Genomic DNA, 13,816 nt, shown 5'->3' with positions numbered 1-13,816 from the left:
AAAAGCACGCGGCCATTGATGCCGCGTGCTTTTTATGTTTCTTTCACCTTGATGACGATCTTCCCTCTGGCGTGGTGCGTTTCACTCAATTCATGCGCTTGGCGGACATCTTGTTCCGTCAAATGAAACACATGGCCCACCTCCGGCCTCACTTCCCCAGTGATGAACAAATCAGCGAGTTTCCTCAATTGCGCACCGTCCGGCTCCAGCCAGAAGCTGTTGACGGAAATGCCGAATTGTTCTGCTTTTGTTTCATCCGGCTGTCCTGCAATACTGACGAGCCTGCCACCACGCTTCAATACGCCATAGCTTTTCTCCAAGGTTTCTCCACCCATCGTATCCAAAACAAAATCGAAATCCTCCAGCACTTCCGAGAAATCTTCTTCGTGATAGTCGATAACGCGATTCGCACCGAGTGAAGTGACCAGTTCGTCGTTTTTATCGCTCGCTGTCGTCGCTACAAAACAGCCGATGCTGTTGGCGATTTGGATAGCCATGCTGCCGACGCCGCCTGCACCAGCATGGATCAGTACTTTCTCGCCTTTTTTAATATGGCCGATCTCCACCAGGCATTGCCAAGCCGTGAGCCCGGTCAGTGGAATAGCGGCCCCTTGTTCAAAACTCATGATTTCCGGCATTCGGGCCAGCAAGTTTTCATCAACCGGCACGAATTCCGCGTAGGTGCCTTGACGCGTCGTCGCTGGCCGGGCAAACACGCGGTCCCCAACATGGAAATGAGTGACCTGCGAACCGATCTCGCGGACGACGCCTGCTACATCCCATCCGAGAATAATCGGAAATTCCCAAGGCAGCATGTCTTTTAGGTAGCCTTCCCGCAGCTTCCAGTCGATCGGATTGACCGAGGTCGCATGCACTTCGACAAGCACTTGATTTTCGGCAATGGATGGTGTTTCAACATCCCGTTCTTTTAATTGCTCTTTCCCTCCATACTGATCTATGACAATCGCTTTCACTCGCAGCCACCCCTTCCATTTTAGTTATCTATACCCTTTTATGGCTTTACTACACACGAAAAAGCGCCATTGGTATTTCAATTATGCTATTATGGAAACTGTTTCATAAAGAGGTTCGCAAACTCCCTCTCAAAAAAACTAAGGAGCTGTAAGTCATGAAGAATGAAAAAGCTGTCGTTGTATTCAGCGGCGGACAAGATAGCACCACTTGCCTGTTTTGGGCACTTGAACAATTTCAAGAAGTGCTCGCTGTCACTTTCGATTATGGGCAGCGCCATGCCCAAGAAATCGATCACGCCAAACGCATTGCCGAAACACTCGGCGTCACGCTTCAAGTACTCGACCTCGGGCTGATCAATCAATTGTCCGCTAACGCCTTGACGCGCGATTCAATCACCGTAACGGGCCAAACGGACGGCTTGCCTTCGACATTCGTGCCGGGGCGCAATCTTCTGTTCTTATCCTTTGCCGCCATCTATGCCGATGCATTCGGTGCGCGTCATTTGGTGACGGGCGTCAGCGAGACCGACTTCAGCGGCTACCCCGACTGCCGCGATACATTCATCCGCTCGCTGAATGTCACCTTGAATTTGGCGATGGACAAGCAATTCATCATCCATACGCCACTCATGTGGCTCGATAAAGCAGGCGTTTGGGAATTGTCCGACGAGCTTGGCGCTTTGAAATTCGTCCAAACCGAAACATTGACTTGCTATAACGGGGTAGCCGCTTCAGGATGCGGAACATGCCCAGCATGCGTGCTGCGGAATGACGGGTTAGCTAAATACTTAGGCGAAAAAGCTGGTGACGAGTCATGATGCAGCAATTTTATCCTTCAGTCGCACACGCTTTTCGCTTTGAATTGAATAAAGACATGCATTTTTCTGCAGCCCATTATATCCCTGCAGAACAAGCGGGACAGTGTGCGCGCATGCACGGCCATACGTATACACTTAATATCACGATTGGTGGCAACGAGTTGAATGCGACCGGTTTTCTAATCGATTTTAAAGAGTTGAAAAACTTGATCCATAGACGCTATGACCATACGGTGTTGAATGACCACGCCGAATTCACCGAAACGTTTCCGACGACTGAACAACTCGCGGAACAAATATTTCTCATGACACAAAAAATGCTCGACGGGACCGACAACCAGCCGCGCTGCCTCCAGGTCATAGTCCGGGAAACCCCGACAAGTTATGTCGTTTATCGCCCATCGAAGGAGGAGTCATTATGAAGATTCCGGTAATGGAAATATTTGGCCCGACAATCCAAGGCGAAGGCATGGTCATGGGGCAAAAAACGATGTTCGTACGGACTGCGGGCTGTGATTATTCTTGTTCGTGGTGCGATTCCAAATTTACGTGGGACGGAACAGGAAAAAGCGTCATGATGACCGCACCGGATATTGCCGATCAACTGGACGAACTCGGAAAACAGGCATTTTCCCATGTCACCTTATCCGGCGGCAATCCGGCGCTTCACAAAGGCATTGGCGAATTGGTCGCCTTATGCCAGGAGAATGGCTGGCAAACAGCGGTCGAAACGCAAGGAAGCATCTGGCAAGATTGGCTATTGGAAATCGACGAGGTCACCGTTTCTCCCAAGCCACCCAGTTCCGGGATGATTTTAGATTACTCGAAACTGGATGCGATGCTTGGAAAACTTTCTTCAGCCAAAGCCAGCTTAAAAGTCGTTGTCTTCGACGAAGAGGATTTTTTCTTTGCCGAACAGCTTCACTTGCGTTACCCGGCATTTCCGTTCTTTTTGCAAGTCGGGAACGACGATACAGCGACTACCGACGATGAAAAGCTGACACAGCATTTACTGGAACGTTACCAATGGTTGATCGACCAGCATCTATCTTCCACTGTCATGAACGACGCCAAAGTATTGCCACAGCTTCATACATTGCTGTGGGGCAACAAACGCGGTGTGTAAGCGCAAAAGGGTGTTCATCCATTAGATGAACACCCTTTTTGCTTGCTGCTATTTTCTTGATGCACCCAAAATCGGCTATGCTTTTTTGACAAACTCGGATTTCAGCTGCATCGCGCCGAATCCATCGATTTTGCAATCGATGTTATGGTCGCCTTCAACCAGACGGATGCTTTTCACTTTGGTGCCGATTTTTAATGTGTTTGAACTGCCTTTCACTTTCAAATCTTTGATAACCGTCACTGCATCTCCGTCTTTAAGAATGTTGCCTACTGCATCACGTACAGTCTCCACTTCTTCAAGGTTTGGATTCCATTCATGAGCGCATTCTGGGCAGACGAGCATATCGCCATCTTCGTACGCATATTCAGAACCGCATATCGGGCAGTTCGGCAATTGCACCATTCTTATATCCTCCAATAATTATGCCTAATCGTTCAGCATGTCTAGTTCATTATACCAGACGGTCCAAGGTTTATCAGTGCTCCATTATTTAACGACAAGGACAGGGCATTCTGCATGGTTGACCACTTTGTGGCTGACACTGCCAAGCATCACTTCCCGGATCGGGGATAATCCGCGGCTGCCGATTACGACCAAATCGTATGGGGTTTCCTTCGTCATCTTGACGATAGAAGGGCCGGGAATTCCGTGCAATACCTCCACTTGATAAAACACTTTTAGGCGATCCATCATCTCAGTTACTGGCTGGATTTTTTTGCGCCGTGCCAAATCGAACTCCATTGCGGATGCATCATGAATCACTTCGTTTTGGTCTTCTTTGTAATCCGATACATAGACGACCGTCACTTCCGCCCCCTCAGTCGCTGAAGCAAGTTTGGCCGCTTCTTTTGCAGCACGGATTGAGTTATCGGACCCATCGACCGCCAGCAATATATGTTGGTACATACTCCCACTCCTTTCCATCTGATTACTATCCATCTTTCTACGCTATTCGCCATCCGCTGGAAAACTCCTGCCTTGTCCGCAAAACGGAAAAAGGCCGGCTCTTGTAATTTGAGCCGGCCTGTAGCTTATGCTTTATTTTCTTTGAACCATGCATTGACTTGCGTGAAAAACTTCGCCATCGTTTCAGGCTTGGACATATTTGGAACGCGTGCGAGCAAGACTTCCTTCGGTGCTTTCAAGCCTTCTTGTTTTTTTTGCAGCACGAGAATAGCCTTTGCATGCTTTTCATGCTTGAAAATATTGTCCGGCAATTCCATCACCGCTTGAATGTGTGCCTGCTGTTTCAGGAAACTATGCAAATCGCCGGCAAGCGGCGACTCGAATATATTTTTAGGGATAACGAAAAATAAATAGCCGCCTTCTTTTGTATGTTTCAGCGATTGTTCAATAAATAAATGATGCGCATAGGACATGCCTTCTTGGGCTTTCAATTCAAAGCCCGATGCGATTTGTTCATCCGGATAATAGCCGACCGGCAAATCCGATACGACACAATCGACCGGATCGATCAATAATGGCTGCAAGGCGTCCTGCAAATAAAATGTTACCGGCTGCTCGATTAAGTTGCCGATGTTCGAAGCAAGGCGGATCAACAAATCGTCTATTTCGACTGCTGTTCCCGTCATGCGGCCATCCAGATAATTCATGACCGTGAACAAAAGATTGCCGGTCCCCGCCGCCGGATCGAGCACTGTCGCTTGCGGTTCTTTGACAAACAGCTCGACAAGATAGCCGACGAGTAGGCCTAGCGCATCCGGCGTCATTTGGTGATGAGGTTGGACATGCTCTTTCATGCCTTTTAAAATCGCCAATTGAATGGCTTTGCGGGTGTCTTCTTTTGTTCCGCCTGTAGGTACGCTCAATTGCCCGTCGAGCCAGCTTTCTGTCGTGGTGAGCAGGCTTTCCAAATAGGACAGCTCCTGCTGCTTCTGGATCGACACCGTTTCGTTGTCGATCATGGTAAAAATGCTTTCCATCGATGAATTCATAAATCTCCGTCCTCATGATAAAACCCACTCCAGGAGAGTGGGTTTCTTGTATTAGTTGGTCAGTTCTCTTACTGCTTCAATCGCTTTATCGTAATCCGGGTGATCAGTGCCTTCGGATACATACTCCACATAAGCCACTTTATCATTTTCATCGACGACGAAAATGGAGCGTGCCAACAAGCGAAGTTCCTGCATCGTTAAGCCGTATGCATCTCCGAACGATAAATCGCGGTGATCGGACAATGTCGTGATCGAATCAACGCCATTGATTTCCGTCCAGCGTTTTTGTGCGAACGGTAAATCACAGGAAATCGACAGCACTTCTACGTTGTCGCCGAGAGCAGCCGCTTCTTCGCTGAAGCGTTTCGTCTGATCCGAACAAACTCCGGTGTCAAGTGATGGAACAACACTGATCAAACGTACTTTCCCTTCAAAATCCTGCAAAGTTTTCGGCTCCAAGCCATTGGATAATACCGTGAAATGCGGTGCCTGTTCGCCCACTTTCACTTCATTTCCGGGCAATGTGACAGGGTTTTGCTTGAATGTGATTTGTACCAATTGCAACGCCTCCCTTTTCAAATTAACTCTATCATACTAAATGCTTTCACTTTCATGCAACCGAGACCCTTCCAAACGGGTTCTTGCCATCTCGCGTTTGCGGTAAGATTCCTCATGGACGACCGTTGTATCGGCGATAAAATCATGTACCCCTTGCTTAAGCGGGGTAAAGCCGACAATCCAATATAACGGCAAAATCGTCACCGAGATAAAGCGGCCGATCCATTCACGGAACAATAATGTCGACCAAGTCAAATCTTCCGTTTTCAACGAAATGACACGCAAACCGAAAATCATTTTGCCGACAGTTTGTGCGAAAAATTTCGTCATCAAGACGAAATAGCCATAGAACACCATCGCCGTCAAAATCGCATACGGCGCATACCATGCGTTACCAGATGTCTCCCATCCGAATAGCGCAAACAGCGGCAGGATGACGATGGAAGAAACAGCGGAAATGACCAGGATGTCGATCAAGTATGCCCAAAAACGCATCCAAAATCCGGCTGGCCTCCGTTCATAAAACAGCACATTGTCAGCAGGCCGAACCGACGGCGCAGCCGGTTGAGGCTCAAGGTCTGTATTGACGTGATCTGTCATGCTTCTCCACCTCCTTAGTTGTCACCGTAAAGATACATCATACGCGGTCCGCTGTTTTGCGTTAGCATATCCGCGATCAATTTCGTTTCCATATCCATGCCGAAGAAAGAGCCTGCCTTCATGGCGAATAGGGAAGTCCAGTCATTGCTTACTCCGTACTCGAATACTTCACCATTCAAATTAAAATCATCCCGCATCGCCTGGATGACATCCTCTTCATAACCGAAATCATCCGCCAGGTTTGCTTCAACTGCTTGGCGACCGTTCATGATGCGGCCATCCGCATATTCCTTGACCTCCGCTTCAGTCATATCCCTGCCTTGCTCGATGACATCGACAAATTGTTCATAGGAACTATCAAGCATTTCCTGCAAGAGCGCCCGTTCGTCTTCGGTCATTTCCCTTGTCGGGCTCATAATATCTTTGTAAGGTCCGGATTTGATCGTGACAAAATCCACGCCGTAGCGTTCAGCAAGTTCGCCGTAATTGACGCTTTGCATGATGACGCCGATCGAGCCCGTCAAAGTTTCTTCGTTAACAAAAATCTTTTCCGCAGGTGCAGAGATGTAATAGCCGCCGGAAGCAGCCATCGAGCCCATTGACACGTAAAGCGGTTTACCTGTTTCTTCTTGGATCTCTGTGATTTTGTCATGGATCTGAGCAGATTCAACCACGCCGCCACCCGGTGAATTGACGTTCAAGACAACACCTTGCACACTATCGTCGGCTTTTACCGCTTCCAATTGTTCCATAAACAAATCATGGTTATATCCGGCTGCAGCAAATAACGAGGCATCTCCTGTATCTTGAATCGCCCCATCCACTGTCAAAACAGCAATTCGATTCGAGGCGTCACCAGTTTCAATGACTTGTTCGCCAAGACCTGTTTGTTCTGTCCCCATCCAGTCGTTAAAACCTGATGTGAAATCTGATTGCAGCACGGCGAATGCCGAGTTGATGACGAGTGAAATCCCGAGCAACGCAGCAGCGACGATCAATGCAATCCAACGTTTCGTATTCATTTTCGAATTCCCTCCTTAGTTAGTCCCCTATACTATACGGGAAAGCACTCGAAATGTTTCACTTTCCGTGTAATTCAGCATGAAGAATGTGGCGATTTTTCCTCATGCGCCTCGCTTCCATGATTTTGGATCCCGTAAATAAAATCAACGCGCCCCAAATAAAGGAGAACGAAACGATCGACACTAGCCCGAATGCTTCTCCGTAAATGAACACGCCAATCAACAGCATTAAGCTTGGCGCGATGTATTGTAGAAAACCTATCATGTATAAAGGAATGAGCGGTGCTCCCATTGCAAAAAGCAAAAGCGGCAATGCGGTGAGAAATCCGCTAAGGATGACGAGCAAGTCGGTCGAGACGCCGCTATGCAAAAATGCCGCGCGGTCGATGGAAAACAAATAAATATAATACGCGGTGGCGAACGGCAGGACGAACAAAGTCTCAATCGCCAAGCCCCTCAACGCATTCAATTGGATGGTTTTTTTGATCAATCCGTAAAATGCGAAGCTGAACGCCATGCCTAGAGCGAGCCATGGCAAGGTCCCGTAGGAAATGGTAATGATCGAGACACCGATCGCCGCCAATATAAATGCGACTTTCACTGCCGGAGACAGCTTTTCCTTTAGAAAAAATGAGCCAAGCAAAACGGAAATGAGCGGATTGATATAATATCCGAGGCTCGTCTCGACAATACGGTCGTTGGTTACAGCGTAAATATAAAAAAACCAATTGGCCGAAATAAGAAATGACGCAAGCATCAGCAGGAAAAATGTCTTTTTGGAAGCCCATAAAGACTTCACATCAGCCAATAGCTGTTTTCCGCCCCCCGTCAACACGATAAAACCAAGCGTCAGCCAAAACGCCCAGAAAATACGGCCAGCCAATAACTCATCAGCCGGCACATGGTCGACTTGCTTCCAAAATATCGGTAGGAACCCCCAAATCGTATAGGTTAGAATCGTCAGCAGTGTCCCTTTTTTCTCTTCAGTCATCTTTGCATCGCGCACCATTCTCAAAGTATTTTTGTAATCGAAATAACAGACTCATTATATGCCTGCCTCAAGAGAATGTAAATAAAGCAAAAGCCTCCGCTTTGAGCAGAGGCTTGATGATAAAATGCTATTATTTTGACGATTACGATCGCCGTTCGACAGACAAGCGTGAACTGAGCATGATCAAAAGCGTGATCGTTCATCTGCACATATTCCTAAAGAAGCATTACAGCATGTCTTCAAAGCGCTGCTTTTTGATTCGCGGGAACTTGATGACTTCCCGGGTCGCGACCGCTTTTTCGATCATTTCATCGAATGAAACAAAACTCTCGTAATGTTCCACTTTATCGGTTTTCGGTTTTGTTTTCGGATTGGCGGGTGTAAAAATAGTGCAGCAATCCTCAAATGGGCGTATTGAAATATCGTACGTATCGATTGCTTGAGCCGTTTCGATGATCTCCAATTTGTCTTGCGCGATCAGCGGCCGCAAAATCGGCGTCGTAGTGACCGCGTTGATAGCCTGCAGGCTATCTAGCGTCTGGCTGGCCACTTGTCCGAGGCTCTCACCGGTGATGATGGCCTTGCAGTCGGTTTTCGCGCGCACCGAGTCGGCTATGCGCATCATCATGCGCCGCGTGGAAGTCATGGTGATATTATCCGGCACTTGCTTATGGACTTCCTGCTGAATTTCCGTAAACGGAATAATATGCAATGTGACCGGTGAACCGAAACCGCTGAGCTTCTCTGCCAAATCGAGCACTTTCTCTTTTGCGCGCTCGGTCGTAAACGGCGGGCTGAAAAAATGGATCAAGTCGAGCTTTACACCGCGTTTTAGCATATGATAGCCGGCAACCGGGCTGTCGATGCCGCCTGATAGCATCAATAAAGCTTTTCCGCCGGCACCAATCGGCAATCCCGCAGCTCCTTTTATCGTTTCAGCCATCATATAGGCTGCATCTTTACGGATTTCTACATTCAAATCAATATCCGGATTTTTCATGGAGACGGTCAGTTCAGGTGTATTGCCCAAAACATAGCCGCCTATTGCCTGCATGATTTCCGGTTTCTCATAAGGAAATTCCTTGTATGGCCTTTTGACGGACACTTTGAAGCTTTTGCCTTGTGTGTCCATTTTTTTGATGATCGATAACGCTGTTTCTTTCATGACCGCAAGATCCAGACTCGTTTCCGTTACTGGACTGAACGATTGGATGCCGAAAACATTCGGCAGCCGCTTGATAATATCCTCCATATCCTGCTCGTCATCGCAAAATAAAAACATCCGGTCGCGCTCCGCTTTGATGCGAACGCTCGGGATACCCGCAAAAAGTTGCAGGATGTTATGCCGAAGACTTGCAATGAACGCTTTGCGGTTGCGGCCTTTCGTCGACAGTTCTCCGTAACGGATCAATATTTGGTTGGTTCTCATGATTGTTCGACTCCTTTAATCAATTTATACACGTGTATGAAATGTTTCTTGAACTCGATGATTTCCCGATGGGCCGTCAGAGCGCCGAAGCTCATGCGGATTGTGCCGTCGCGGTATTCACGCGGCAACCCGATCGCTTCGATGACATGGCTCGTCTGTTTGTTTTTTGATGAGCAGGCACTAGATGTCGAGACGAATACGTTTTCCTGCTGCAACCCACTCACCAAAGTTTCTCCGCGGACACCCGCAATCGCTATAGCGAGAATATGCGGGGCAGCTCCAATTGGGCTGACAATGTGTATGTCCTGAAAGCCAGCAAAAAACGACCGCAATTCAGCATTCCATGTTAAGTGGTCTTCAACAGGGCTGGCTAGGCGTATGGCTTTGGCGATTGCTGCGGCATTCGGTACAGAGACCGTGCCGCTCCGCAATCCCCCTTCTTGCCCGCCACCGAAAAGGATCGGCATAAGTTCCGCTTTATTGATGGCCAATAAGCCGCTGTTTTTCAATCCGTGCAGTTTATGACCCGATACCGTCAACAGATCCGGCATAGCCTGCGAATCGAGTGGGAGCCGCCCGATGCCTTGGACCGCATCCACATGCAATAGTGTCCGAGTTCCGCTCAGTATTCGGTGGATATCGGCTATCGGATGAATGGTACCGATTTCATTATTCACCTGCATGAGGCTTACAAGAATGGTATCTGCGCGCAATTTTTTCTTCAATTGTTCAAGGTCGATAGCGCCTTCGCTATCTACATCCAGTAAACTGACTTCAAAGCCTTCCTTTTCAAGCTGCTTTAATGGTTCAAGAACGGATGGATGTTCGGTTTTGCAGGAAATGATATGGCGGCCCTTCGCTTTGTTCGCATAAGCGACACCGCGCAGCGCAAGATTGTTTGCTTCAGTACCGCCTGAAGTGAATACGACCCGTTTAAACCCAAGCAATGTCTGGAGTTGTTTTCTTGCTGATTCCAGTAAATCTTCCGCTTCGTTCCCCAAACGGTGCAAAGAGGCAGGGTTCGCATAATATATGTTGCTCGCCTTGACGAATGTGTCGAGCACTTCGGCATGCGGCTTTGTTGTTGCACTATTATCCAAGTAAATCATAGAATCCCCCCGACAAGAAAACCACCAGCCTGTATGCTGGTGGTTTTCCGTTTTCTTAGTTGTTTTCTTTGACAAGTACTTCAATGCGCTTCATCGATCCCGGTTCGAAGTTTTCCACAGCGGTCGCTGCTTCTTCCAGTGCTTTCGTATAGCGCAGCTGGCGGAACGACTCTTCCGCTTCCATTAAATTGGCCTGGAGCTGTGGGTTCGTTTTGCGGTAACGGTTGCCGTATTGAATGATGCGTTCAGTAAGCAAAACATTTTCAATCATTTCTTTTGCTTTCGTCTCTACATCGACAATGCTCGTTTCCGTTTGTTCCATATAATTGTCGACGAGCTTCATGTTGAGCGGCACTTCACGAAGCGCGCGCATGGCGATGAAAAGATGCTCTTCGGCTTCTTCAAGGCGAACATCTAAATCTTCCGGCACTCCTGGAATGTTCGCTTTATGCAGCATGCGGTCTGTTTCCTGCAAGCGTCGTCTCAACTGCTCCACTTTAATACGGGCATTGTTTTCCTCCACGCGCAAGTTTTTCAAGGAATCGGTAAAGTCCATCTGTGTTGAGTCGACAATCGACAAATCTTCGCGGATATGCATCAGCTCGTCCTGTAAGCTGGAATAGGCGGATTGATCTTCTTCCAAACGGCTCGCCAACAGTTCAAAGCGTTTCGCGAGCTGTTCTACTTTATCGAGGCAAGTTTTCGGAATCGCCGCTTCCTGGTCGGTGATCTTATAGCTATGCTGCACGTAGCGACTTTCTTCTTCCAGTTCTGACGTATCGCGTGCCACGACTTGCAGATGACGCTCGGTTTCCATTAAATGCTGGTCGATATAATGTTTAGCGGCAACTTCTTTTTCCAATAGATCATACATCGCATCGATGCGATCTTTGATCTCATCGACTTGTTGTTTGCTGTCTGCCACTTCCAGCACTTCGAGCTTATGCTGTAGACCTTTCAGCTCCTGCTCAATCTCATCGAGCTTTTCAGTCAAGCCGAGGTGGTTCAAATAATACGATTGCTCTTCCATTTCTTGCTTGCCTTGGCGCAGCTGCACCAAATCCTGAGGAATCTTTTCATTGATTTCCGTCAGTAGCATCGGAATGTCGTCCACAAGCATGAATGCCTCATCGCTTTCAGCCGATAAATTAATGACGGTTTCACGCGCCTTTAAATAATTTCCTTCTCCAGTCAGCTGATCGTATTCCTCGAATCGTGGAACAAAAGACTCCAAGCGTTTTTCGAGCGGTTCTGCTGAAGCGCCATATGATGATTTATGCGCCAGCAAGTTTTTGCGGGCACGCACATATTTGTCTTGGATCAAGTCCATTTCGCTGCGATTTTTTTCTTCGCTGCCGATCAGTTCATCCAGCTCTGAAAAAATGACTGCAATTTGCTGGTCGGCATCGTCAATCTTCACTTCTGCCTGCTTTTCCAATTTGGACGCTTTCGAAAAATTAAAGCGTTTAATCGACTCTTCGGCATCGTACAAAGTGGCGTCTATTTTCGGGATGTCTACATCCATGATTTCAGTCCAATTTTTGCGCCAGCGCTCAAACATTTCCTCGGTCTGGCCGTTCAAGTTCAATTGTTTCACTTTGGTAAGTTCTTCCATAATAGGTTTTTCTGTCAGTTGCAGTTTCAGTTGTTCCAGGCGCTCGATTTCTGCATTATGTTTTTTTCGAAACACCATGCCGATGATAAGCAACGCCAATAGAATGATGACCGCAATGATGATATACTCCATCATAAGTCATTTAGCCCCCTGTTCCAAATACATTACCGGTTACATAAGTATATTCATGATTCTTTTATTTTAACATGTATTCTACTCTTTTGTTTGGCAAATTAGAAGAAAATAGGGAATAATTTTATCAATATGAAAAGATGGTGAACAGATGATAAAACGAGATGGCCATATCCATAGCCCTTTTTGTCCTCACGGTACGAGCGACCCTTTCCGCGCATACATCTATAAAGCGATCGACAGCGGTTTCCAAGACATCAGTTTCACTGAACACGCCCCGCTGCCTGAAGGGTTTTGGGATCCGACGCCCGCACAGGATAGCGGGATGAAACGCAATGAGCTGCTGCATTATTTAGCCGCACTCGAACAATTAAAAGAGGAATTCTCAGGAAACTTGCGGATCCGCTCCGGCCTGGAAGTGGATTTCATCCAAGGATTTGAACAACAAACCGCACGCCTATTGGACGAAATAGGCCCACAACTTGACGATTCCATTTTATCTGTGCATTTTTTGGCGCACAAAGACCAGTGGATTTGTGCCGATTTCAGCGCTGAGGTTTTCATGAAACTTGCCCAGGATCTAGGTTCGGTTCGAGCGGTCTATGACTTATACTACGATACTGTCGAAGCTTCCATTAAAGCGGACCTCGGCCCCTATAAACCGAAGCGCATCGGCCATGCGACCTTGATTCACAAATTCCAGCACAATCACAGGGAAGCAATCGACGATGATGCACGCATCCGGAAGATTTTGCGGCTGATCAAAGAACACGGTTATGAACTCGACGTCAACTCTGCCGGTTTGTCAAAACCTGGATGCCTGGAATTCTACCCGCCGCTTCCTTATATTGACTATGCCCGCCGACTCGGCATTCCGCTCGTCTTCGGATCGGACGCCCATAATGCGGCGGGCTTGCACAAATACGCCAATCAATTTTATACTGAACAATAAACTTCTAGAAAAGAGATGATTCCATGTTTGCTACAACAGCATATAGCGGTACACGTGAACAACAATATAGTTTACTCAATAAACAATTGGATGCCTTGCTCGATGGCGAGCCGAACCGGATCGCCAATTTATCGAACGCCTCTGCGTTGCTTGGCCAATTCCTGGACCGCATCAATTGGGTCGGCTTTTACTTGATGGAGGAGGGCGAACTTGTGCTTGGGCCTTTCCAAGGCATGCCTGCTTGTGTCCGGATCCCTGTCGGCAAAGGTGTTTGCGGAACAGCCATTGACAAGAACGAAACAATGCTCATCGATGATGTCCATGCATTCCCTGGCCATATTGCTTGTGATGCGGCTTCCCGCTCCGAAATCGTTATCCCAATCATTAAAGACGGTGAAGCGCTCGGCGTCTTGGATATCGACAGCCCTGAACTCGCACGGTTTACAGAAGACGACCGCATTGGCCTTGAGCAATTCGTCCAAACACTGATCAAACATATTTAATCAACCAAAAAGATCCCGGCAATAGATGCCGG

General features: G+C 47.7%; 16 protein-coding genes and 1 riboswitch. Of the genes, 5 read left to right on the top strand and 11 right to left on the bottom strand.

The annotated features are described in order from the left end of the window. Positions 1 to 32: 32 nt before the first annotated feature. Positions 33 to 974 (bottom strand): NADP-dependent oxidoreductase, encoded by a 942-nt coding sequence (locus ACFO5U_RS16745; protein WP_377280228.1) that lies wholly within the window; start codon positions 972 to 974, stop codon positions 33 to 35. Positions 975 to 1,078: 104 nt separating this feature from the next. After that, positions 1,079 to 1,122, top strand: a riboswitch (PreQ1 riboswitch). Between the two features lie 7 nt (positions 1,123 to 1,129). On the opposite strand from ACFO5U_RS16745, the gene queC reads away from it, so the two are divergent. From queC to queE, 3 genes are read left to right on the top strand one after another with little or no spacing between them, the layout of a single operon-like run. After that, positions 1,130 to 1,792, top strand: coding sequence for a 7-cyano-7-deazaguanine synthase QueC (queC, locus tag ACFO5U_RS16740; RefSeq protein ID WP_377280227.1), 663 nt, complete (start codon positions 1,130 to 1,132; stop codon positions 1,790 to 1,792). Continuing rightward, entirely contained in the window at positions 1,789 to 2,214 is a 426-nt protein-coding gene (queD, locus tag ACFO5U_RS16735; RefSeq protein WP_377280226.1) for a 6-carboxytetrahydropterin synthase QueD, read from the top strand. Before queC ends, queD begins: the two co-directional genes overlap by 4 nt. Further along, positions 2,211 to 2,918 carry a 7-carboxy-7-deazaguanine synthase QueE gene (gene queE, locus ACFO5U_RS16730; protein ID WP_377280225.1) on the top strand — a complete coding sequence of 236 codons (708 nt, stop codon included), beginning with the start codon at positions 2,211 to 2,213 and terminating at the stop codon, positions 2,916 to 2,918. Before queD ends, queE begins: the two co-directional genes overlap by 4 nt. Positions 2,919 to 2,993: 75 nt before the next feature. Here queE and ACFO5U_RS16725 read toward each other — a convergent pair whose 3' ends face one another. The 10 genes from ACFO5U_RS16725 to ezrA form a co-directional block, all read right to left on the bottom strand. Beyond that, a complete protein-coding gene (locus tag ACFO5U_RS16725) occupies positions 2,994 to 3,320 on the bottom strand; it encodes a zinc ribbon domain-containing protein YjdM (RefSeq protein WP_377280224.1) in 327 nt (108 codons plus the stop codon). An 84-nt stretch (positions 3,321 to 3,404) separates the two neighbouring features. Then, complete coding sequence (locus tag ACFO5U_RS16720; protein WP_377280223.1) at positions 3,405 to 3,824, bottom strand: universal stress protein; 420 nt, start codon at positions 3,822 to 3,824, stop codon at positions 3,405 to 3,407. 125 nt (positions 3,825 to 3,949) lie between these two features. Beyond that, positions 3,950 to 4,873, bottom strand: a complete 924-nt coding sequence (locus ACFO5U_RS16715; protein WP_377280222.1) for a class I SAM-dependent methyltransferase — start codon at positions 4,871 to 4,873, stop codon at positions 3,950 to 3,952. 51 nt (positions 4,874 to 4,924) lie between these two features. Further along, positions 4,925 to 5,431, bottom strand: coding sequence for a thiol peroxidase (tpx, locus tag ACFO5U_RS16710; protein WP_377280221.1), 507 nt, complete (start codon positions 5,429 to 5,431; stop codon positions 4,925 to 4,927). Between the two features lie 36 nt (positions 5,432 to 5,467). Beyond that, on the bottom strand, positions 5,468 to 6,031 hold the full coding sequence (locus ACFO5U_RS16705) for an RDD family protein (RefSeq protein WP_377280220.1): 564 nt from the start codon (positions 6,029 to 6,031) through the stop codon (positions 5,468 to 5,470). A gap of 14 nt (positions 6,032 to 6,045) precedes the next feature. Continuing rightward, a complete protein-coding gene (sppA, locus tag ACFO5U_RS16700; protein ID WP_377280219.1) occupies positions 6,046 to 7,053 on the bottom strand; it encodes a signal peptide peptidase SppA in 1,008 nt (335 codons plus the stop codon). 58 nt (positions 7,054 to 7,111) lie between these two features. Next, the gene (gene rarD / locus ACFO5U_RS16695; protein WP_377280218.1) at positions 7,112 to 8,044 is read right to left on the bottom strand and encodes an EamA family transporter RarD; all 933 of its coding nucleotides are present in this window, start codon (positions 8,042 to 8,044) and stop codon (positions 7,112 to 7,114) included. A 226-nt stretch (positions 8,045 to 8,270) separates the two neighbouring features. Next, on the bottom strand, positions 8,271 to 9,473 hold the full coding sequence (gene thiI / locus ACFO5U_RS16690) for a tRNA uracil 4-sulfurtransferase ThiI (protein WP_377280217.1): 1,203 nt from the start codon (positions 9,471 to 9,473) through the stop codon (positions 8,271 to 8,273). Further along, positions 9,470 to 10,582: a cysteine desulfurase family protein gene (locus ACFO5U_RS16685; RefSeq protein ID WP_377280216.1), complete on the bottom strand. Its 1,113-nt coding sequence runs from the start codon at positions 10,580 to 10,582 to the stop codon at positions 9,470 to 9,472. The genes thiI and ACFO5U_RS16685 overlap by 4 nt, the downstream gene beginning before the upstream one ends. Positions 10,583 to 10,637: 55 nt before the next feature. After that, positions 10,638 to 12,332, bottom strand: a complete 1,695-nt coding sequence (ezrA, locus tag ACFO5U_RS16680; protein WP_377280215.1) for a septation ring formation regulator EzrA — start codon at positions 12,330 to 12,332, stop codon at positions 10,638 to 10,640. Between the two features lie 151 nt (positions 12,333 to 12,483). On the opposite strand from ezrA, the gene hisJ reads away from it, so the two are divergent. Together hisJ and ACFO5U_RS16670 are read left to right on the top strand one after the other, a co-directional pair. Next, entirely contained in the window at positions 12,484 to 13,281 is a 798-nt protein-coding gene (gene hisJ / locus ACFO5U_RS16675) for a histidinol-phosphatase HisJ (protein ID WP_377280266.1), read from the top strand. 23 nt (positions 13,282 to 13,304) lie between these two features. Further along, positions 13,305 to 13,784, top strand: a complete 480-nt coding sequence (locus ACFO5U_RS16670; protein ID WP_377280214.1) for a GAF domain-containing protein — start codon at positions 13,305 to 13,307, stop codon at positions 13,782 to 13,784. The last annotated feature ends 32 nt before the right edge of the window (positions 13,785 to 13,816 follow it).

This window comes from Planococcus dechangensis (assembly GCF_042654465.1).
Taxonomy (GTDB): domain Bacteria; phylum Bacillota; class Bacilli; order Bacillales_A; family Planococcaceae; genus Planococcus; species Planococcus dechangensis.
The sequence above is the reverse complement of the archived record's forward strand: the minus strand, read 5'-3'. Positions and strand labels throughout refer to the sequence as shown.

Excerpts from the sequence above, each read along its gene's own strand:
- queC (WP_377280227.1), top strand. The coding sequence starts at position 1,130 with ATGAAGAATGAAAAAGCTGTCGTTGTATTCAGCGGCGGACAAGATAGC.
- queD (WP_377280226.1), top strand. The coding sequence starts at position 1,789 with ATGATGCAGCAATTTTATCCTTCAGTCGCACACGCTTTTCGCTTTGAA.
- queE (WP_377280225.1), top strand. The coding sequence starts at position 2,211 with ATGAAGATTCCGGTAATGGAAATATTTGGCCCGACAATCCAAGGCGAA.
- ACFO5U_RS16725 (WP_377280224.1), bottom strand. The coding sequence starts at position 3,320 with ATGGTGCAATTGCCGAACTGCCCGATATGCGGTTCTGAATATGCGTAC.
- ACFO5U_RS16720 (WP_377280223.1), bottom strand. The coding sequence starts at position 3,824 with ATGTACCAACATATATTGCTGGCGGTCGATGGGTCCGATAACTCAATC.
- ACFO5U_RS16715 (WP_377280222.1), bottom strand. The coding sequence starts at position 4,873 with ATGAATTCATCGATGGAAAGCATTTTTACCATGATCGACAACGAAACG.
- ACFO5U_RS16705 (WP_377280220.1), bottom strand. The coding sequence starts at position 6,031 with ATGACAGATCACGTCAATACAGACCTTGAGCCTCAACCGGCTGCGCCG.
- sppA (WP_377280219.1), bottom strand. The coding sequence starts at position 7,053 with ATGAATACGAAACGTTGGATTGCATTGATCGTCGCTGCTGCGTTGCTC.
- rarD (WP_377280218.1), bottom strand. The coding sequence starts at position 8,044 with ATGACTGAAGAGAAAAAAGGGACACTGCTGACGATTCTAACCTATACG.
- thiI (WP_377280217.1), bottom strand. The coding sequence starts at position 9,473 with ATGAGAACCAACCAAATATTGATCCGTTACGGAGAACTGTCGACGAAA.
- ACFO5U_RS16685 (WP_377280216.1), bottom strand. The coding sequence starts at position 10,582 with ATGATTTACTTGGATAATAGTGCAACAACAAAGCCGCATGCCGAAGTG.
- ezrA (WP_377280215.1), bottom strand. The coding sequence starts at position 12,332 with ATGATGGAGTATATCATCATTGCGGTCATCATTCTATTGGCGTTGCTT.
- ACFO5U_RS16670 (WP_377280214.1), top strand. The coding sequence starts at position 13,305 with ATGTTTGCTACAACAGCATATAGCGGTACACGTGAACAACAATATAGT.